The following is an 18622-nucleotide window of genomic DNA, read 5'->3' as shown; positions in this document are numbered from 1 at the left end:
GAGCAATTTTGCAAAAATAAGGCATTTTAAGGTTTATAAAAAATTTACTGAAGGTTTCTGCGGCCTGAAAAATAGCATTCAGCAAAAAATTGTAAATTTGTGAGGCTTCCTTCCCATAACGGAAGATTTTCACACCGCTTTAGCTTTACCAATTCCCCCCAGTTTTTTTGTTTTAATTTAAAACTAGCTTCAGGATTTGGCAAATACGAATGAGTTATATAAAAAATACGGTTCTACCTTAAATAGATGCGAGCTTTTCCAGGGCATGGATGAGAAACAGTGGAATGACCTCCTGAACCATTTTCATGAAGAAGAATGGCCCAGGGAATCCTGCTTTATCAATCACCAGAAATTCTTGTTTCATTTTTTTATCATCGTGTCTGGAAGGGTTAAAATGTATAATGTAGACGATTTTAGTGAAAAGGAACACACTTTATTTCTACTGAAGAAAGGAGATGTTTTTGATCTATTCTGCCTGCTGGACGGCGTACAGCACCAGGTTTATTATGAGTGTATAGATCCGCTTAAGGTATTGGCGGTCCCTATGGACGATTTAAGAGACTGGTTGAAAAAAAATCCAGCTTATTACCAGGGATTTCTTTCCTACGCCGGTAAGATGATGAGAATGCTGGAAGAGAATGTTTCCCAATTAATATTCACTGATATTTCCACACGTCTCTTAAAACTCTTGCTAAGCAACGTTGATTACAGTTCAAATCGTCTTCAGCATATCAATGATCTTCCTAACAAGGAAATCGCGAATTTGATAGGTTCTACCCGCGCAGTGGTGAACCGGCATCTTCAGAAATTAAAACGCAATGGTTCCATTAAAGTATCTCGAAATAAGGTGCAGATCAGGGATATTTCCATTCTTCTTAAAGAGTTGAACAATCAAAATAAAAAGTTATGAAAGCTCTGTTGTGCTACTTAGGTAGTTTATAATGAGTGATTTATATTTTATCTTGCAGCATCATTAAAAATCAATTATTCATCAATTTAAATTATTCATCATGAAAAAGTTCATCACTTTTCTAATCGTAGCAGGATGGGTTTTTACATCCTATTCACAAGAAGTTATTCAACTGGAAGAAACCAGTTTAACTTTTGAACCAACAGCTCAGGTTGTCTTTGAAGATTACACAAAAGGTGTCATTAGGGTTAAAGAATCCTATGCGAAACAATTTGAGAAAGACGCAGTGAAATTTTTAAAAGAGAATTTCAACATTAATGAGTTTCTAAAAATTCATGAGCCTGATAAAAATGAAGAAATTAGTGTTAGGGTTCAAAGTCCTAAAGGTCTTTTAATGGCTACTTATGATTCAGATGGTAGTCTTAAAAATACCTATCAGAAATTTAATGACATCGCTCTTCCATCAGAAATTCGCAACCAGTTATATAAAGCCTATGGAAATGGCTGGGTTATGACCGAAAATAAGTATGTTGCCTCTGGTAGAGAAGATGAAATCGATAAGGAAACTTACACCATAAAAATGAAAAATGGTAGTAGTAAGGAGAAACTTAAAATCACTCCAAACAGAGTAACCGGAGTGGCTGTTATCTCAAATGAGTAACAGAGTATAATTAAAATTCTACAGACTGTATAAAAGTGAAAGATTGTCTTATCTCATCATGAGACAGGAAATGTTGAAATGTAATAGTAGTTAATATTGATCTATCTGATCGATTCAAACAGAGTTAACCTTCCACTTTTATACAGTCTTTCTTTATTCAAATAAATCAGACGACAAATACCTGTCTCCCCTGTCACAAACAATACTTACCACCAAACCGCTTTCCAGTTCATTACAAAGCCTGAGAGCTGCAGCAGCTGCACCACCACTGCTCATCCCGGCAAAGATGCCTTCTTCCTCAGCTAATCGCCTGCTCATATCAACGGCTTCTTTTTCACTAACCTCAAGAATACGATCTACTTTTCCGGGATCGAATATACTTGGCAAATAAGCTTTTGGCCACTTTCTTATCCCCGGAATCCTGGAATCATCGGTAGGTTGAACTCCAACAATTTGAATGTCCTGATTCTTTTCTTTTAGATAGGTGCTGGTTCCCATGATAGTCCCGGTAGTACCCATGGACGATACAAAATGAGTGATCTTATGCTTGGTATCTCTCCAGATCTCGGGACCGGTGGTTTTAAGGTGAGCTTTCCAGTTATCATCATTCCCGAACTGGTTCAACATAAAATAATCGCCAGTTCTCATTTTTTCCTCTGCATAATCCCTGGAACCTTCAATCCCATCTTCGGCACTGGTCAAAATAACCTTCGCACCATAAGCTCTCATGGTTTGAACCCTCTCTACGGTAGAGTTTTCAGGCATAATCAGTTCAATGTTCAAACCAAAAATGCCTGCGATCATGGCAAGTGCGATACCTGTATTTCCGCTGGTTGCTTCAATTAATTTGGTCTCTTTAGAGATTTCTCCTCTATCCAGGGCACTCTTGATCATATTATAGGCCGCCCTGTCTTTAACACTGCCACCGGGATTCTGACCTTCCAGTTTAAAATACAATTCAACCCCATCTTTCTGAAGTATTCTGTTTGACTTTACAAGCGGCGTATTTCCTACCAGGTCTAAAATTGATTGATTCATTATTTAGCGTTGTTTTTAATGCTTATCTGAGGTGTATGCGAAACCATTGAATTCTTTGGAACCGATTTGGTCAACCAGACATTCCCTCCTATAATGCTGTTTTCTCCTATAACCGTCTCACCGCCTAGTATGGTTGCATTGGCGTAAATCGTCACATTCCTTTCGATGGTTGGATGCCTTTTAATATTGCGCAGGGTCTTATCTACAGTTAGAGCACCCAGGGTTACCCCCTGGTATATCTTAACATTATCTTCAATAACGGCAGTTTCACCAATAACAACTCCTGTTGCATGATCAATAAAAAATGAATTCCCAATTTGCGCTCCAGGATTGATATCTGTTCCTGTACTGCTATGGGCACATTCGGTCATAAGGCGCGGAACCAACGGCAGGCCAAACTTATACAGCTCATGACTGAACCTGTAAATGGCAATCGCATAAAATCCAGGATAGGACAGGTAAACTTCCTCTACCGAATTAGCTGCCGGATCGTTTTGTGCAATGGCCTGTGCATCCAGGTGTAACTTTTCCAGAATTCCCGGAAGCAATTCTATATAATCGCTCCAGATATCCTGGCAGGGTGAACCAGGTTCCCAGCAAACCAGTTTCGCCAGAACCTCGAAATCCATGCCCAGCTCCATAAGATTATCCCTTACCGGAGTTTGTTTGTCAAAAAGGGTATGGAAGAGTTTTTGGGTGAATTTTTCGGTTTTTTCCTTAATGCTTAAATTAAGATTGGGGAGATTCTTTTGAGATTCGATCTGGTCTATAATTTTTTGCAATTCCATAGCGCAATAGTATTATAATTCAAATTTACTTAAAAGAATAAACTAGCCAGCTAAATTCTGGTTTTCAACGCGGCAATTCATCCAGGTGCTTAGTTAAACTTTTACTAAGAAAGAAACAGGCTATTTAAAGACTGATTAAATTAGGGAATAAACATGCTGCCTTATTTAAGGAATTTCTGATTAAAAAATAATTCGAAATCTCCTGGCAGGTCAAAAAACAAAAACCAAGTAAGCCTAAAAATTAATTTTTAGTGAAAATACTTTGTTTATCAAGCCACCTCTAAAAGGTGGCTTTTCATTTATCTTACCAGCGAAAAATTCCCGGTTTCGGGCGGGTAACCATCGATCCTTATTTCATACCAGTAATCTGCAGCAGGAAGGGCTGCCCCGTTATACTGCCCGGTCCAGGAAAAATTTGTGCCAGGTCCCACTTTTAGCAGTTTCCCATACCTGTCAAAGATCCTTATAACCGAAGATTCAAAATAATTCAGGCCTTTTATCCTGAATTCATCATTATAGCCATCGTTATTAGGAGTGATGAATTTGGGGATCACAATATGGGGGAATTCAATTTGTTCTACCTGGCAGGCCGCAAGATCCCTGATGTAGGCCGTGTAGATCCCTCCTTCTACAAAGTCAAAATAATTCGATTCCTGAAAGTTTAGCCCATCCAGTGAGTACTCGAAATCCCCTTCGAATTCAGGGATGATTTCAACCGATGCATCATCAGAGATCACTTCCAAAATGCTGGCATTTGGAACATTTATCACCTCAATGGTCTTCAGTGAAGAGCATCCATTACTATTTGACACTTCTACGAAATAGGTACCCGGACTATCCACCAGTATATCCTGTGAGGTTTCACCTGTGTTCCAGCTGTATTCCATCCCTTCTATGCCGGCATCCAGTTCAAGCATCGTATCAGGGCATAGTTGAAGCAGTTCATCAGTAACTTCAGGAATTTCGAAAATGCTCAGTTTTACTTCAGTTCTCGGGCTGGCCGCACAATCCAGTCCCTGGAGCCTGGCTTCTGCAAAATAAGTTCCTTCGGTTTCTGGTTTATATGTTGTGGAATTTTCAGCTAAAAGATTTCCACCTGCAGCAGAATCGAACCAGAAAACCTCCTCATTTTCATTCGCTGAAACTCGAAGCTCTGGAATGCTTTCATTGCTGCAAATTGAAATATTCCCGCCACTGGCTGGCGCATCTGGTCTTTCAAATATTTGCACCTGGAAATACTGGGAAGCTGAACTACATACATTCGAAAGTAAATTAGCGGGATCTTCGGCAACCTTTACCCGGAAATAAGTAGTTGTCTCTATTTCATCCTCTTCAAAAACCGAAGAATTTTCTCCGGCGATATCCCGCCAGTTTTCACCGTCAAAGCTTTGCTGCCATTGGAAATAATGTTCTTCATAGACCGAAAAGTCGGGAACGGCTTCCAGCCTGATTTCAGCCGGTGAATTCTCTTCGCAAACCTCGTAATGGAGCTCAGATCCAACATCAGACGAAATGCTGGTAAGATCTCCACACGACCTGAAAATAATATCATCGATCGCGAGATCGTTTCCACAGCCGCCTTCCCCGTTGTTGAACATTTTTAAGATCACACCTTCCTGGCCGGGTTCCGAAGAAAAAGTAAGAGCATATTGCTCCCATTCTGCGGTTAAACTGGATTGTATATCACCTGTATTCCCAGATTTCAATAAAACCGAATCGGTCTCATCCCATATTTCAAATCTTACATTAATAGGAATACCACCAGCATCGCAAACATTACTTGCGCGGTCATAAACATTCATTAGAAAGGCAGAGAATTCGTAAGTTGTATTTTCACATAGTCCCGAAACACCTATTCGATAGAATTGTCCCGCATTAAAATCGGCATTCACAATCAGGGCCCTTCCATTAGACACGGTGGAATTAGGTAAGGAATTGTGCCATGAGGTAATAGAGTTCCCAATATTATCAGAGATCGTGTATTCCCCATCATATGGGTCACTGCCCTCGATAAAGGTGTAACTGGTAACGCCCGGAGGAAGCTCCTCCCCGGTTCCAGTCCCGCTTCCAAAATCCTCATGAAAGATGGGGTCGCCCTTACTCCCGCTGCAGAAGCCGAGTTGAGCCTGTGCCTGAAGGCTTAGAAGTAATATAATTAAGACAGTGAGAATTCTCATCATTTTACAAAAAACGGTCTAAAACACGTTGAAACTGATAGGAGTTCTCCCAGTTCTGGGCTTCGGCTTCTTCAGCAATAACCCGAATTCTTCCGGTGAACTCTGCCGAAATTCCTTTTTCGATCATAAAATCAACCGCCTGCTCAAATGATTTGAACATGCTCTTCTGAAAAGCTTCGGTGATCCTTTCCTGGTCTTTTGAATAGGCCTGGGCCACCTCGATATTATACAACATCACATCGGTTAGGGAATGTGGTTCCATTTCTAATTTCAGGAAATGCTTTACCAGTTTTTGAGCAACCGACCTTCTTTTTTTAGGTTTCCGGGAATTAACAGGAAAATATTCTTTGGAGATCTTGAATTTTGCCTCCTTCACCAGTTTATCCTCGTTGGGGTTAAACACAAAGTTATAATAGACCCTTACCTCGTCGAAACGCTCGTAAAGATCCAGAAGTTGCTCTTCCAGGTCTTTTTTCTTAAGGGTCTTGATATATTTTTTGAAGGCTCGTTTACTCATTTATTTCATTTAGTCTTTTTACTTTTTCAACCAGCTTTTCAGATAGGTCATAAAGCCATTCCAATTGGCCAATTACCAGATGTGCTTCCTGAAGTATATGGCGGGTTTTTCTATCGATCTGCATTTTCCCAGCCCTGATCTCCTCATCTCTTTCACTTGCAAGTTTATCAAATTTTTGCCGAAAGGATTTCCCGGCCTCTCCGAGTTCTGTTTTCTTAATAGCTTCCTGTCTTTTACCTTCCAGGATTTGAATACTGCCAATCAAATTATTGGAAATGGCATTGCTGTATTGCTCAAAGGCTTCTGAAGGTTTTGTGGTTGGATGCGACCTGATGTAAGTGCCCAGTGAGGCCAATGCCGAAAGAAAGGTCTGATTCAACTCCACGATCTCGTATACCAGGCCTAAATTAGCCTGTTTTGACCTTGGTTCCTGCGTCATTCTCTGGAACGCGCCACTTAAATTGCCAATTTCGAGGAAAGCCTTTTTGCGTACCAGTTTATACGAAACTGGCAGTTTATCCTTTCTATGATAGTACCAGTCAATTTCAGCTAAATACTGGCGGTTTGCTTCTACCGAGGCAGAAATAACCGGCCTGATGCCCTGCAGTTCCCATTTTGGCCAGAGAATAAGATTCCCCAGCGCAGCCAGGCCTGCACCTATTAAGGTATCAACGATTCTGAATTGAATGACTTCAAGAACATCAGATTTTAAAATGGCGTAAATGAAAATGATACTCAGGGTTACAAAAATCGCCGCAGTGGTGTAATTACGCTGGATCAGTGAAAAAGCGAGTGTTAGTGACAACAGGCCAAGAATGGTATATACCGCCTGGTTCTGCGTGATATAAACAATGGAGATCGCGATGGCGCCTCCAATAAGAGTTCCAACGATACGCTTCCTGGTTCGCTCTTTGGTAAGTCCGTAATTAGGACGCATGATCACCACAATGGTTAAAAGGATCCAGTAGGAATTTTGAACCGAAAAATATTCACCTACCAGGTAACCAATTATCACTATTATGGCCAGCCTCAGGGAATGCCTGAATATGGCCGATTCAAAATTAAAGTTTAAAGCAAGGATCTTAAGATCATAATCCTGGTGGGAAATAAATTTTTTAACCTCCCTGGATTTATAAACCAGCTTTTTATTTTCCTCCAGATTTCTAAGAATTCGATCGATATTATTGATCTTCTGAACCTGTTTTGCCTGGTAATCGATCAAATTTCTAAAAATGAGCAATAATTCTCTTTTTTCCTGTATATCAACCTTTGATTTAAACTGACGAAATGCTTCCCTGGCTTTTTTAAGATGTTCCGGGAGCCTGTTATCCTGTAACTCTGATTTTCTATGGATCGAAATAGCCATTTTTTCCAGCTGTTCGGCCATCAGGTTATTAAAAGACATCAAATGTTTTAATTCTTCCTGGTTGTCTTTTAAGGCTGTTTTCATTTGCTGATGATCCAGCGGGTTAGCCATCGCCAGCTCCAGGATGTCGACCAGGTCTATAAATATCAATAACCTTTTCCTGGTATAACCCGAATTTCCAGAAGTGGTACGGGAACTGATAAGGATCTCCCGCAGGCTTTCATGATGCTCGTTCAGCTCTGACTGTTTAGTGAATATTGATTTTTGGATTTCGGTTACATCTGAAGTGGAACCCAGTAATAACCTGGACCTGAGCCGGAGATATTCAGCAGTAAGCTCCATGGTCTCGCCAAGCAATTGTTCCGTAGCCCTTTGAGGCCTGAGGAAGTACCAGCCAATGCTTATCAATAGATACCAAATACCGCCCACTGCGATAAGCAGGGATTTTTCCCAGATCTCGATCCCGGTAGACAGGTTCGCAAAACTCAGAACCACGGCAAGCAAACCTGAAAATGTGACCAGTGAAGCCCTGAACCCATATACCGAAAGGAAAGAAACTCCGAACATCATCAGGAACAACATGGGTAAGATCGCGTAGGTGTTTTTCGCGGCATAACCCGCTATCAAAAAGGAAACACTTCCAAGAAGAACCGCAGATAGAATTCCAAGGACCTTATGTTTAAAACTTCCAGGGACATCGCTTGGAGAGGAAAGTAAGCAGCCCATCGCGATGCTGATCCCGATTTCTAGCTTGCCCACAGATGACAAAATCCCAATTGGAACCAGGATGGCAATAGTTAGCACGATCGCCTTGGAGAAATCAGTGCTTCTAAGGAATTTTATAAAATTGAGCTGATGTTGCTTAATTACTGCTTTCAAACTGGATCGAGATTAAAAATCTTCTGTAAGCATCAAATATCAGGATTTAAGGAGAATTTGGCATAAGTTATTTGCGGAAAGCTTGAATTCAGAGTAATTTGAAAAGAAAAAAATCAAATATGGAGAAGCAGATCATTTTAAAAAACAGGCCCAAGGGAGAGCCTTCTGAAGCAGATTTTGAATTCCAGGAAATAGAGAGCCAGGAACCAAAGGCCGGGCAGGTTCTACTCGAAAGCATCTTTATTTCTGTGGATCCCTATTTAAGGGGACGAATGCGTGATGAGGAATCTTATATTGAACCTTTTGAAGTTGGAAAACCCATCGAATCCATGATCGTGGCAAAGGTCCTGAAATCTCATAACCCCACACTTGAAGCCGGCGACCATGTTATAGGCATGCTGGACTGGAAAACCAAACAAGTACATTCGGGTGAGAATTTACGAAAAATCGATTCTGCTGTAGCTCCCCTTTCGGCGTACCTCGGGGTTTTAGGTCTTACCGGGCTTACAGCCTTTCTGGCACTTGATAAAATAGGTGACCTTAAGTCTGGCGAAACTCTTTTGGTTTCAGGAGCTGCCGGAGCGGTAGGCAGCGTTGTTGGACAAATAGGAAAAATAAAAGGCTGTAAGGTGGTGGGAATTGCAGGAAGTGATGAAAAGATCCAGCATATAAAGGAGAAATTCGGTTTTGATGATGGCATTAATTATAAAACCACTAAGGATATGAAAAAGGCCATTGAAGAAGCATGCCCGGAAGGCGTGGATGTCTATTTCGATAATGTAGGTGGTGAGATCCTGGATGCCACTCTTCAGAATATCAATAAAGCTGCGAGGATCATCAATTGCGGGGCTATTTCGATTTATAACAAAACCGAAATCCCAACAGGTCCAAGACCTGAAGGTATTCTCATTAAAAAATCTGCGCTTATGCAGGGTTTCCTGGTAAGAGATCATATGGCTGAATTCGAATCAGCCATTAAACAACTGGCTGGCTGGCTTCAGGAAGGCAAACTGAAATATGACGAAACCATCGTGAACGGTTTTGAAAATACACCTAAAGCATTTATCCAGTTATTTGAAGGAAAAAACACCGGAAAGATGCTCGTGAAGATCTAAACTTAGTATTTAACAAAAAAAGGTCCGCTGCTTTAGCGGACCTTTTTAATTTCAGGATAAATTATCCTACTGCGCCTGTTCGGTTGGCATGATATATACGTCGTTAATATTAGCGCGTTTTGGCTGCGATAATGCATAAAAGATAGATTCAGCGATATCTTCAGCCTGCAGTGGGGTCATTTCTTCAAAATTAGATAAAAGATCTTCTTTTATTTCGTCATCGGTAATGGTGCTGGTAAGTTCAGTTTCAACAAAACCAGGTTCTATTGAGGTAACATTTATATTGAATTTTGGTGCGAGCTCCTGTCTTAAGCCTTCAGAAAACATTTTAACCGCAGCCTTAGTTGCACAATAAACCGCTCCTCCCGGGTAAATCTTTCGCCCGGCACTGGAAGAGATATTGATGATATTTCCGCTTTTTTGCTCCATCATGCTCGGCAACACGGCAGCCACACCGTTTAAGACACCTTTTAAATTAACGTCTACCATCTGGTCCCATTCATCTGTATGCAGGTTCTTTACATAAGACAAAGGCATCAGCCCTGCATTATTAATTAGAGCATCGATAGTTTTAAATTCTTCTTTCGTCTTTTTGACTACTTTCTCAAAATCGGCTTTCTTGGTAACATCTCCTTCAACCACGAGTGCTTTCCCGGCGTTCTCGCTTTCTATTTTAGACTTCAGTTCTTCCAGTCTGTCTTTCCGGCGGGCCGTAAGTACCACGTTCATCCCCTCTCCGGCTAGTTTAAGTGCAGTAGCCTCTCCAATTCCGCTTGAAGCGCCGGTAATAATTACTGTTTTTCCTTTAATACTCATTGCAATTTTATTTTTTGATTCACTCAAAATTAAAGGCTGAGAGCCTGAATAAAGAGGATTCCTGCCTTTTTGTATTCAATTTAACCCCAAATACGACGTGCTGTTAAAGTTTTTACTATTGTTAAATAAAAAACCCGGATCATCATGATCCGGGTTTTTGAAATTAAATAGAATCGAACTTATTTTTTTGGTGGTTGAGATGGTCGTACCTCGATTTTACTCGGAAGCGTTCTTGGATTCATTTTCAGAAGATCACCAACCAGTTCTCCTATATCTTCGATCTGGATTTTCCAGGCATCCTTATTGGAAGGTTCATTTCCGTTAAAATGTGTAGCTACCGATCCTGGCATAATGGTGCTCACTTTCACTCCATGATCTCTAAGGTCCAGCATTACCGCCTGGGTAAAGCCTGTTAGACCGAATTTACTGGCGTTATATGCGGCACCGCCGGCGAAAAAGTTAGTACCGGCAAGGCTGGAAATAGTAATAATATATCCCTCGGATTTCTTTAGCGCATCCACAGAGGCTTTGATGCTGAAGAAAACCCCGGTAAGGTTGGTATCGATTGTTTCCTGCCATTGTTCCTCGGTTAGATCTTCGATCGAACCAAAATGACCAATCCCTGCATTGGCGACAAGAACATCCAGGCTGCCCCAGGTATCCAGGACCTTTTTAACCGCTTTTTTCTGGCTTTCCAGGTTGCGAACATCGGCTTCCACGCCCATGGCTTCTCCTTTTCCCGATAATTTTTTGGCAGCTTCTTCAGCTGAGGATAGTGACCGGCTTGTAATTGCAACTTTATAGCCCATACCTAAAAGAGTTTCGGCTACGCCAAAACCTATACCTTTACTTCCGCCTGTTACAAGGGCAGTTTTATTTTGTGTACTCATGGTTTTCTTTTTTGAATTTTAAAACTACTAAAGCAACCTATTCTGCTGAAATTTAAAGCTCTAAGATTGTGTTAATTTTAAAGGTTAAATGCATGATAAATCCACTAAAAGTCTTTTATAAAATGTCAAAAAAACTAACTTTGCATCGGAAAAATTCGGCTGTTGGAAATTAAATTCCGGAGATCATTAATTACCTAATCTAACATAGAGAGACTTGGAAAATATTAAAGCACAAAAACTACTCAATAAAATTCAGCGCGATCTTATGCGCAATGGGATCATTATAAATACGCTTGTTGAGGATCTTAAGGAACTAAGAAAACTGGTGGTTGAAGAAAACATTCCTTTGTTAGCTAAGGTTACCAGGCTCACCTATGAACATATCGAGGAAAATGATGATTTCCTTATTGCTATTCCAGACGATGAACCTCTTGAGGAGGAACTGGAAGGAGCAGAAGCTGAAGCTACAGCCGAGACCGATTCGGAAGAAGTTACCGGGCAGGAAAGTCTTGAATACATGCTATCTCTTATGGCCGATCATTCTAATAAGCTGAATGAAATGGAGCTAAGAGAATATGTAAGGTCGTTAAAAGACGCTGCCGGCGAAAGCTACTAGAATATCATCCTTCCCCACCAGGGAAGGATTCCATGAATTGCTATAAAAAGAAAACAAGTTAATGAAAGAGAAAGCGAAATCTAAAAAGAAGTCGCGAATTCGCTTGTTGCATCAATACTACAATTATACCGGCTTTTATTCCTTTGTTTGGAACAGTTTGAAAAAGGCGGTTCTTCCTATTGTATTATTTGTTGGAGCGCTTTGGGCTATAGATCATTATCTTCTGGATATTGAGGATATGCTCGTTACTATTACCGAAACCTATGCCCCTCTTGAAGTCTTATCTATTTTCTTTCTTTCAGAATCTCTTCTAGGCCTTGTTCCACCAGAACTGTTTATCGCCTGGGCAGGGAAATCGGTTAGTCCATTTTTATATTTGACTCTGCTTGCGACGGCGTCCTATTTAGGCGGAGTGGTTTCCTATTTTATAGGTGTTGGTATTACCAAGATTCCAGCCGTTCATTCTGCAATGGAACTTAAAATGGCCAAGCATATCAAGAACACCCGTAAATGGGGTGGATTTTTGATCATTGTGGGTGCTCTTCTTCCAATTCCATTTGCCATGACCAGTATCGCAGCCGGGATCATCAAGTTTCCCTTTTCAAGTTATCTTATCTTTGGTTTGTTGCGTTTTGCAAGATTCTATCTTTATTCCCTTGTAATTTTTGAAATGGTTTAAGACTTTGTTTTAAACTTTTCATAAGGTTACAGGTTATTGGAGTGCTATCCCATATCTTCGATAGACCTAATTGGTTGAATTGATCATTAGGAGGAAATTAGCAAACCAATAAATTATAGATATGTCTTTATTAACCATTATTCTAAATATTCTTTTACCACCACTGGCAGTGTTTTTAAAACATGGGCTCGGTGTCACATTTCTGATTAGTTTACTTCTAACGGCCCTTGGATGGCTGCCAGGTGTAATTCACGCCTTTCTCGTAAATGGATCAAGATAACCAACAAAAAAGGCCGGTTAAAAACCGGCCTTTTATTATTTAACTCCCCGAAGTTTAATTTTCTTCCGTTTCTTTTTTAGAAACTTCCTGTTGCCACTTCCAGGCGCTTTTTAAGGCGTCGTCCAGCGATCTTTTAGCTTTCCAGCCAAGAACATCATTCGCCTTATTGGTATCGGCATAGGCCGCGATCACATCTCCTTCTCGTCGTCCCGTGATTTTATATGGCAGATTTCTTTCTGAAACTTTTTCAAAAGACTTAATCACCTCCAGAACTGAGTTTCCTGTCCCCGTTCCTAAATTAAATACTTCATAATTAGATCTTTCCTTGCCTTGGATAAGTCTTTGCAGAGCCACCACATGGGCTTCGGCCAGGTCCATCACGTGTATGTAATCCCGAATAGCCGTACCATCTTCAGTTGGATAATCATCTCCAAAAACCGATAACTGTTCTCTTTTACCAATGGCTGTTTGAGTGATGAAAGGCACCAGGTTCTGAGGAGTTCCCAGTGGAAGTTCCCCAATTTCAGCAGTTGGATGCGCCCCAATAGGATTGAAATATCTAAGCGAAATAGCTTTTAAGCCTGAAGCGATCTTACAGGTATCTCTGATGATCTCCTCTCCTATTTGCTTGGTATTGCCATAAGGAGATTCTGCTGGTTTAACAGGTGCATCTTCATCTATAGGAAGTTTATCGGCCTGCCCGTAAACGGTACAGGATGAACTAAAGATAAAATTGGATTTTTCTTTCTTATTCAGTTCCTGTAAAAGATAGACCAGGGTGGAAATATTGTTCTCGTAATACAGCAACGGATTACTTACACTTTCCCCCACGGCCTTTGAAGCGGCAAAATGAATCACATCTTCAACATCGGGGTATTTTTCGAAAAAGTTCTTAACTGCTTCCTTTTCCCTAAGATCTAAATTTTCGAATTCAGGGGTCTTTCCGGTTATCTGGGCAATTCCTCCAAGTACATCCAGTGAGGAATTAGACAGGTTGTCTATGATCACCACCTCAAAACCTTCATTCTGAAGGGCTACAACAGTATGTGACCCTATAAAACCCAGTCCTCCTGTAACCAGGACTCTTTTTTTACTCATAAATTAATTTTCTGATCGCAAATTAATAAAAATACCTTCAGGCAAATCCTTCAGAGTATTAAAAACATCCTAAAGGAAAGATTGAAGCTCCATTCAATGTCTATATTATAAAGTATATTTGCCAGAGTAAAATCGCTTACTATGTCATTAGAAAAACAGGTGAAATTCTTTAAGTGGATCAGTATTCTGGAAGGTATTTCCTTTTTGCTTCTACTCTTTATAGCCATGCCGCTTAAATATATTTTTGAGATGCCAGAGATGGTTAAGCAGGTAGGGATGGCTCATGGAATCCTTTTTATAGCTTACATCATTGGAGCTTTGCTTTTGATAAAGCCTATGAAATGGAGCCTTAGCCAGATGGCTATAATTTTTGGCTGTTCAGTTTTACCTTTCGGGCCATTTTATGTAGAAAAGAAATATCTTTAATTCATGGATCTGAAAAAGGAGTTAATAGATATTATCTGTTTTTTTGAAGATTTTTTTCTGTCTCAGGGCATGAATGCTGTTCTGGCTCAATATTTAAATCTTCTAATCAATCTATTTCTATTAACTGCCCTGGTTCTTGGTGTGAATTACGTGATCAAGCATTTCATCATTGAAGGCTTTAAGTTATTCACCAATAAAACCAAGACCACTCTTGATGATTTTTTGATCAAGAGCAACTTCCCGCGGTACGTGGGTCGCTTTGTTCCCTTATACATTATTTATCAGCTATTCCCGTTAATTTTCATAGATTTTCCCGAAGTCCTGGAAATTTTCTACTTCCTGGTGAATATCTATATCATTATCCTGCTTATCTGGATTTTCAGGAGTATCATTAGGTCTACCAGGAATTACCTTAAGACCCGGGAGGAATTTAATGACAAGCCCCTGGAAAGTTTTAGCCAGGTGATCATGATCTTTATCTGGACGATCGGGCTCATGTTCATCTTTTCTGAAATTACCGGGATCGATATTCGAGGTTTCATCATTTCCCTGGGTGCTGCTTCGGCCGTGATCCTGCTTATCTTTAAGGATACGATACTGGGATTTGTGGCCTCCATCCAGGTTTCGGTTAATGATATTGTGCGAATTGGTGACTGGATAAGCTTTGAAAAATTTGGGGCTGATGGAACCGTGACCGAGATCAACCTGGCTACCGTACGGGTTCAGAACTGGGACAATACCTACACTACCATTCCAACCTATAGTCTGATTTCAGACTCATTCCAGAACTGGAGAGGAATGCAGGAATCACCTGGAAGAAGGATCAAACGCTCGATCTATATCAAACAGAATACGGTAAAGTTCCTTACCAAGGAAGAAATTGACAATCTCAAAAAAATTGGCCTTATCGCCTCCTACCTGGAGACGCGGGAGGCTGAGATCGATAAATATAACGAATCTAACAACGTGGATAAGAGTATCCTGATAAATGGCAGAAACCAGACCAATCTTGGTATTTTTCGGAAGTATGTAGACTCGTATTTACAGGCACACTCTGCAGTTCACAAAGAGATGTATATGATCGTTAGACACCTCGCTCCTACTCCTAATGGAATTCCATTGGAGATCCTGTGTTTTAGCCGGGATAAAAGATGGGAGAATTTTGAATACATCTCGGCAGATATTTTCGACCATATCATTGCAGCAATTCCATATTTCGATCTAAAACTGTTTGAATCTCCTTCGGGAGACGACATACGGGAACTGGCGCAAAAAGCTCATGAGAACTGATCATCTCCAAATAACTTAAAACCTCTATGAATCTAAAATCATTTCTTCAGGGCTTCGGAATATTAGCTGTGGTAATTACGATGGTTCCAATAATCGCTGCCGATTACTGGTGGATAAGAATGTTCGATTATCCACATATCGAATTAACCCTTTTAACCTTAACAGCCATAGCAGCTTATTTTATAAGATTCGAGATTCGAAACTGGAGGGATTATGCATTTATGGTCATTCTAACTGGCTGCTTTGTGTACCAGTTTGCAAAACTTTATCCCTATACTGTTCTGTCCCCTCTGGAACTCAACGAGCCAACAGCGCAGGTGAATCCAGAAACCGGCTTTAAAGTTGTTACGGCTAATGTGCTTCAGAAGAACGAGATCAGCGATTCACTTATTTCGGAAATGAAAAGGGTAAAACCCGATATCGCCGTATTTACTGAAACCAATTCGCGCTGGAAAAATGAGATCAATAATGGGATTGGTTCAGAATATCCATTTAAGGTTGAAGTGCCGCTTCCCAACACATACGGGATGATGCTGTACTCAAAGCTGGAATTGATCAATCCTGAAGTAAAATATCTCGTAGACGATAGCATCCCCTCCATTCATGCCGAAGTGAGGCTGAGATCGGGAGACAGGATAAGACTGCATGCAATACATCCAACCCCGCCAATGCCGCAACATAACCCATCCTCTTCAGACCGTGATGCCGAGATGATGAAAGTTGCCCTGGAAGCGAGAAATTCAGCAATCCCCGTCCTGGTCATTGGCGACTTTAATGATGTTCCGTGGTCACAAACCGTTGGCCTGTTTAAACGGGTTGGTGAATTACTGGATGTTAGGCAGGGAAGAAGTTTCTATAACACCTTCGATGCCGGGAGTTTCATCATGAGGTGGCCGCTGGACCATATTTTCCTGAGCGAAGAGTTCAGGGTCAAGGAGATCGCTGCGGGGCCTAATATCGAATCTGATCACTTCCACTTTTATGCTGAATTGTTCCTTCAACCCGAACTTGCCAATGAACAAAAACCGGAACCAGCAAGTTTAGAGGACCTTGAACAGGCTAGAAAACAGATCGAAAAGGAACAGGAAGAAGACGCAGAGAAAGGTCAGAACGGTTCCAGTAACAACTAAATAGTAACATTTTATTAGGAGCTTCAGCCTTCTCAATTTCATAAATTTGAGAAAACAGGCTTATGCAGGCTACTTCTACAGGTTCAAGAAATATTGCGCAATCCTTCGAGGAGTTTTATGAAAACTTCATTGCTCAACTTCCAGGCATTGGCCTGGGACTTTTAATAATAATCCTTGGCGTTCTTATTGGGATTTGGTTAGGTAAGTTCTTTACCAGGAGAATTTCAGCAAGAACTTCCGACCCATTGATGAGTCGTTTTCTGGGAAAAGCTATTAGGTTTCTCGTAATCGTAACAGCTATAATGCTGGCGTTAAAAGCTGCCGGGCTTGGTGGTATAGCTACAGGAATTCTTACCGCTGCCGGTGCAGGGGCTGTGGTGCTTGGTTTTGCATTCAAGGATATTGGTGAAAATTTCATTGCCGGTATCATCCTGGCTTTCAACAGGCCATTTGATGTGAATGATACTGTTGAGATCGGAAGTGTTTTTGGAAAGGTAAAAGCCCTTGAGTTTCGATATACCAAGCTAAAGACTTTCGACGGGAAGGATGTCTATATTCCTAATAGTGATGTTCTAACAAAACCTACAACCAATTATACTGAGGACGGTTTCTTTAGATGGGATTTCAGTATAGGAATTGCCTACGAAGATAATATCGAAGGGGCCAAACAAACCATTCTGGAAGCTTTAAAAAAAGAACCTATGGTAATCGAAGACGCCATTCATCAAAATTTTGTGATAGAAGACGAACTGGCAACTAGCACCGTGAATTTAAAGGTTTTTTTCTGGGTGGATACCAAGGATTTCCGCAGGCAGGCCATGATGACGCGCGGTAATGTTATAAGAGGTGTTAAGGAGGCATTGCTTGAAAACGGTTATAATATGCCCGCCGATATACAGGAGATTAAATTATATGGTGCTGAAAGGGACTTTCCTGTTCGGCTTGACGATAGAATTAGAAAGCATGGAAAAGATGAATCGTAATCATTTTAGACGATCCTTGACGAATTCGATCTTGGTCTTCCCGTGAGGTTTGGCATTGCCATCACTATCAAGAGCTACCATAACGATCTTGTCTATGGTAATAATGGTTTCCCTGGTCATCTTATTTCGCACTTCACATTTTAAGGTTAACGAAGCAGTCCCGAATTTTACCACATCGATCCCAATTTCAATAATATCTCCCTGGTGAGCAGAACTTTTAAAGTCAATTTCACTCATATATTTAGTCACAGTCTTAGGATTCTCTAACTGGACGATGCTATAAAGTGCGCACTCCTCGTCTATCCATTCCAATATCCTGCCGCCAAAAAGGGTTCCATTTGGGTTAAGGTCTTCAGGTTTGATCCATTTACGGGTGTGAAATCTCATTTTTTCTTTTAAAATTAAGCAGAAAACTTCGGAAAAAGACTTACTGGTTTCAGATTTAGCAGATTATCAGAAACCGGCCATATAGAATCATATTTCAATAAAACTTGGAAAAATAGTTATCAGATTTTAAATCAGAGATATTGCTGAGCCACGTTGATGATTTCATCATGATCGAAGGCCAGCTCAATTTCAGGAAGTTTTTCGATATCGACCCACCTGGCGTCCCGGGCATCATCAGAAGGATCCAGTTCTTCCTCGCAGAAGATCCGGCTTAAGAAAGCTATCGAGATAGTACGACCCCTGGGATCTCTTCCTGGTGTACCAAATGCCTGTACCTGTTCCATGGCTTCAATTTCTAAACCTGTCTCTTCCTTTAGTTCTCGTTTTGCAGCTGTTTCAAGATCCTCGTCCTCTTCAACGAATCCTCCAGGTAAGGCCCACTGATCCTTGAATGGATCGTTCTTTCTCTGGATCAATAATACTTTGAACTGGTTTTCTGCCTTGCAAAAAACCACACTATCTACTGTAACTGCTATATGTTGTTTTGACATACTGTTATTTTGTTTTTCTAATTCT

The 18622-nt window shown here is 40.7% G+C and carries 20 protein-coding genes; 10 read left to right on the top strand and 10 right to left on the bottom strand.

Going from position 1 to position 18622, the window contains the following annotated elements:
• Positions 1-196: 196 nt before the first annotated feature.
• Complete coding sequence (locus MKO06_RS10650; protein ID WP_241551156.1) at positions 197-910, top strand: Crp/Fnr family transcriptional regulator; 714 nt, start codon at positions 197-199, stop codon at positions 908-910.
• 100 nt (positions 911-1010) lie between these two features.
• Positions 1011-1571, top strand: coding sequence for a hypothetical protein (locus MKO06_RS10645; protein ID WP_241551155.1), 561 nt, complete (start codon positions 1011-1013; stop codon positions 1569-1571).
• A gap of 153 nt (positions 1572-1724) precedes the next feature.
• On the opposite strand, the gene cysM is transcribed toward MKO06_RS10645, so the two are convergent.
• From cysM to MKO06_RS10620, 5 genes are all read right to left on the bottom strand, one after another.
• Positions 1725-2609: a cysteine synthase CysM gene (gene cysM, locus MKO06_RS10640; RefSeq protein ID WP_241551154.1), complete on the bottom strand. Its 885-nt coding sequence runs from the start codon at positions 2607-2609 to the stop codon at positions 1725-1727.
• Complete coding sequence (epsC, locus tag MKO06_RS10635; protein ID WP_241551153.1) at positions 2609-3397, bottom strand: serine O-acetyltransferase EpsC; 789 nt, start codon at positions 3395-3397, stop codon at positions 2609-2611. The genes cysM and epsC overlap by 1 nt, the downstream gene beginning before the upstream one ends.
• Positions 3398-3696: 299 nt before the next feature.
• Positions 3697-5577: a T9SS type B sorting domain-containing protein gene (locus MKO06_RS10630; RefSeq protein ID WP_241551152.1), complete on the bottom strand. Its 1881-nt coding sequence runs from the start codon at positions 5575-5577 to the stop codon at positions 3697-3699.
• Position 5578: 1 nt separating this feature from the next.
• Complete coding sequence (locus MKO06_RS10625; protein WP_241551151.1) at positions 5579-6091, bottom strand: DUF6155 family protein; 513 nt, start codon at positions 6089-6091, stop codon at positions 5579-5581.
• On the bottom strand, positions 6084-8336 hold the full coding sequence (locus tag MKO06_RS10620) for an FUSC family protein (protein ID WP_241551150.1): 2253 nt from the start codon (positions 8334-8336) through the stop codon (positions 6084-6086). Before MKO06_RS10620 ends, MKO06_RS10625 begins: the two co-directional genes overlap by 8 nt.
• A 119-nt stretch (positions 8337-8455) precedes the next feature.
• Here MKO06_RS10620 and MKO06_RS10615 point away from each other — a divergent pair, with 119 nt between their 5' ends.
• Positions 8456-9451 carry an NADP-dependent oxidoreductase gene (locus MKO06_RS10615; protein ID WP_241551149.1) on the top strand — a complete coding sequence of 332 codons (996 nt, stop codon included), beginning with the start codon at positions 8456-8458 and terminating at the stop codon, positions 9449-9451.
• A gap of 66 nt (positions 9452-9517) precedes the next feature.
• Here MKO06_RS10615 and MKO06_RS10610 read toward each other — a convergent pair whose 3' ends face one another.
• Positions 9518-10267, bottom strand: coding sequence for an SDR family oxidoreductase (locus tag MKO06_RS10610; protein ID WP_241551148.1), 750 nt, complete (start codon positions 10265-10267; stop codon positions 9518-9520).
• Between the two features lie 179 nt (positions 10268-10446).
• A complete protein-coding gene (locus tag MKO06_RS10605) occupies positions 10447-11157 on the bottom strand; it encodes an SDR family oxidoreductase (protein WP_241551147.1) in 711 nt (236 codons plus the stop codon).
• A 214-nt stretch (positions 11158-11371) separates the two neighbouring features.
• Between MKO06_RS10605 and MKO06_RS10600 the strand changes: the two genes are divergently transcribed.
• The 3 genes from MKO06_RS10600 to MKO06_RS10590 all read left to right on the top strand — a co-directional run bounded on the left by MKO06_RS10600 (position 11372) and on the right by MKO06_RS10590 (position 12732).
• Positions 11372-11773, top strand: a complete 402-nt coding sequence (locus MKO06_RS10600; protein WP_241551146.1) for a hypothetical protein — start codon at positions 11372-11374, stop codon at positions 11771-11773.
• Between the two features lie 61 nt (positions 11774-11834).
• On the top strand, positions 11835-12452 hold the full coding sequence (locus MKO06_RS10595; protein ID WP_241551145.1) for a YqaA family protein: 618 nt from the start codon (positions 11835-11837) through the stop codon (positions 12450-12452).
• Positions 12453-12573: 121 nt separating this feature from the next.
• Positions 12574-12732, top strand: a complete 159-nt coding sequence (locus MKO06_RS10590) for a YqaE/Pmp3 family membrane protein (protein WP_241551144.1) — start codon at positions 12574-12576, stop codon at positions 12730-12732.
• A gap of 54 nt (positions 12733-12786) precedes the next feature.
• Here MKO06_RS10590 and galE read toward each other — a convergent pair whose 3' ends face one another.
• Complete coding sequence (gene galE / locus MKO06_RS10585) at positions 12787-13830, bottom strand: UDP-glucose 4-epimerase GalE (RefSeq protein WP_241551143.1); 1044 nt, start codon at positions 13828-13830, stop codon at positions 12787-12789.
• 141 nt (positions 13831-13971) lie between these two features.
• On the opposite strand from galE, the gene MKO06_RS10580 reads away from it, so the two are divergent.
• From MKO06_RS10580 to MKO06_RS10565, 4 genes are all read left to right on the top strand, one after another.
• Positions 13972-14256, top strand: coding sequence for a DUF3817 domain-containing protein (locus MKO06_RS10580; protein WP_241551142.1), 285 nt, complete (start codon positions 13972-13974; stop codon positions 14254-14256).
• Positions 14257-14259: 3 nt separating this feature from the next.
• Complete coding sequence (locus MKO06_RS10575) at positions 14260-15546, top strand: mechanosensitive ion channel family protein (RefSeq protein WP_241551141.1); 1287 nt, start codon at positions 14260-14262, stop codon at positions 15544-15546.
• A 26-nt stretch (positions 15547-15572) separates the two neighbouring features.
• On the top strand, positions 15573-16676 hold the full coding sequence (locus tag MKO06_RS10570) for an endonuclease/exonuclease/phosphatase family protein (protein ID WP_241551140.1): 1104 nt from the start codon (positions 15573-15575) through the stop codon (positions 16674-16676).
• Between the two features lie 62 nt (positions 16677-16738).
• On the top strand, positions 16739-17659 hold the full coding sequence (locus MKO06_RS10565) for a mechanosensitive ion channel family protein (protein WP_241551139.1): 921 nt from the start codon (positions 16739-16741) through the stop codon (positions 17657-17659).
• Here the strand turns inward: MKO06_RS10565 and MKO06_RS10560 are convergent, their stop codons facing one another.
• The gene (locus tag MKO06_RS10560) at positions 17660-18046 is read right to left on the bottom strand and encodes an acyl-CoA thioesterase (protein WP_241551138.1); all 387 of its coding nucleotides are present in this window, start codon (positions 18044-18046) and stop codon (positions 17660-17662) included.
• Between the two features lie 131 nt (positions 18047-18177).
• Positions 18178-18597, bottom strand: coding sequence for an NUDIX domain-containing protein (locus MKO06_RS10555; protein ID WP_241551137.1), 420 nt, complete (start codon positions 18595-18597; stop codon positions 18178-18180).
• Between the last annotated feature and the right edge of the window lie 25 nt (positions 18598-18622).

The organism is Christiangramia oceanisediminis, assembly GCF_022570735.2.
Lineage (GTDB): Bacteria > Bacteroidota > Bacteroidia > Flavobacteriales > Flavobacteriaceae > Christiangramia > Christiangramia oceanisediminis.
This window is presented reverse-complemented; position numbering and strand designations above follow the sequence as displayed.

Coding starts and splice junctions, on each gene's coding strand:
- MKO06_RS10590 (WP_241551144.1), top strand. CDS start 12,574: ATGTCTTTATTAACCATTATTCTAAATATTCTTTTACCACCACTGGCA.
- epsC (WP_241551153.1), bottom strand. CDS start 3,397: ATGGAATTGCAAAAAATTATAGACCAGATCGAATCTCAAAAGAATCTC.
- MKO06_RS10615 (WP_241551149.1), top strand. CDS start 8,456: ATGGAGAAGCAGATCATTTTAAAAAACAGGCCCAAGGGAGAGCCTTCT.
- MKO06_RS10605 (WP_241551147.1), bottom strand. CDS start 11,157: ATGAGTACACAAAATAAAACTGCCCTTGTAACAGGCGGAAGTAAAGGT.
- cysM (WP_241551154.1), bottom strand. CDS start 2,609: ATGAATCAATCAATTTTAGACCTGGTAGGAAATACGCCGCTTGTAAAG.
- MKO06_RS10560 (WP_241551138.1), bottom strand. CDS start 18,046: ATGAGATTTCACACCCGTAAATGGATCAAACCTGAAGACCTTAACCCA.
- MKO06_RS10555 (WP_241551137.1), bottom strand. CDS start 18,597: ATGTCAAAACAACATATAGCAGTTACAGTAGATAGTGTGGTTTTTTGC.
- MKO06_RS10595 (WP_241551145.1), top strand. CDS start 11,835: ATGAAAGAGAAAGCGAAATCTAAAAAGAAGTCGCGAATTCGCTTGTTG.
- MKO06_RS10575 (WP_241551141.1), top strand. CDS start 14,260: ATGGATCTGAAAAAGGAGTTAATAGATATTATCTGTTTTTTTGAAGAT.
- MKO06_RS10610 (WP_241551148.1), bottom strand. CDS start 10,267: ATGAGTATTAAAGGAAAAACAGTAATTATTACCGGCGCTTCAAGCGGA.
- galE (WP_241551143.1), bottom strand. CDS start 13,830: ATGAGTAAAAAAAGAGTCCTGGTTACAGGAGGACTGGGTTTTATAGGG.
- MKO06_RS10630 (WP_241551152.1), bottom strand. CDS start 5,577: ATGATGAGAATTCTCACTGTCTTAATTATATTACTTCTAAGCCTTCAG.
- MKO06_RS10645 (WP_241551155.1), top strand. CDS start 1,011: ATGAAAAAGTTCATCACTTTTCTAATCGTAGCAGGATGGGTTTTTACA.
- MKO06_RS10625 (WP_241551151.1), bottom strand. CDS start 6,091: ATGAGTAAACGAGCCTTCAAAAAATATATCAAGACCCTTAAGAAAAAA.
- MKO06_RS10570 (WP_241551140.1), top strand. CDS start 15,573: ATGAATCTAAAATCATTTCTTCAGGGCTTCGGAATATTAGCTGTGGTA.
- MKO06_RS10565 (WP_241551139.1), top strand. CDS start 16,739: ATGCAGGCTACTTCTACAGGTTCAAGAAATATTGCGCAATCCTTCGAG.
- MKO06_RS10580 (WP_241551142.1), top strand. CDS start 13,972: ATGTCATTAGAAAAACAGGTGAAATTCTTTAAGTGGATCAGTATTCTG.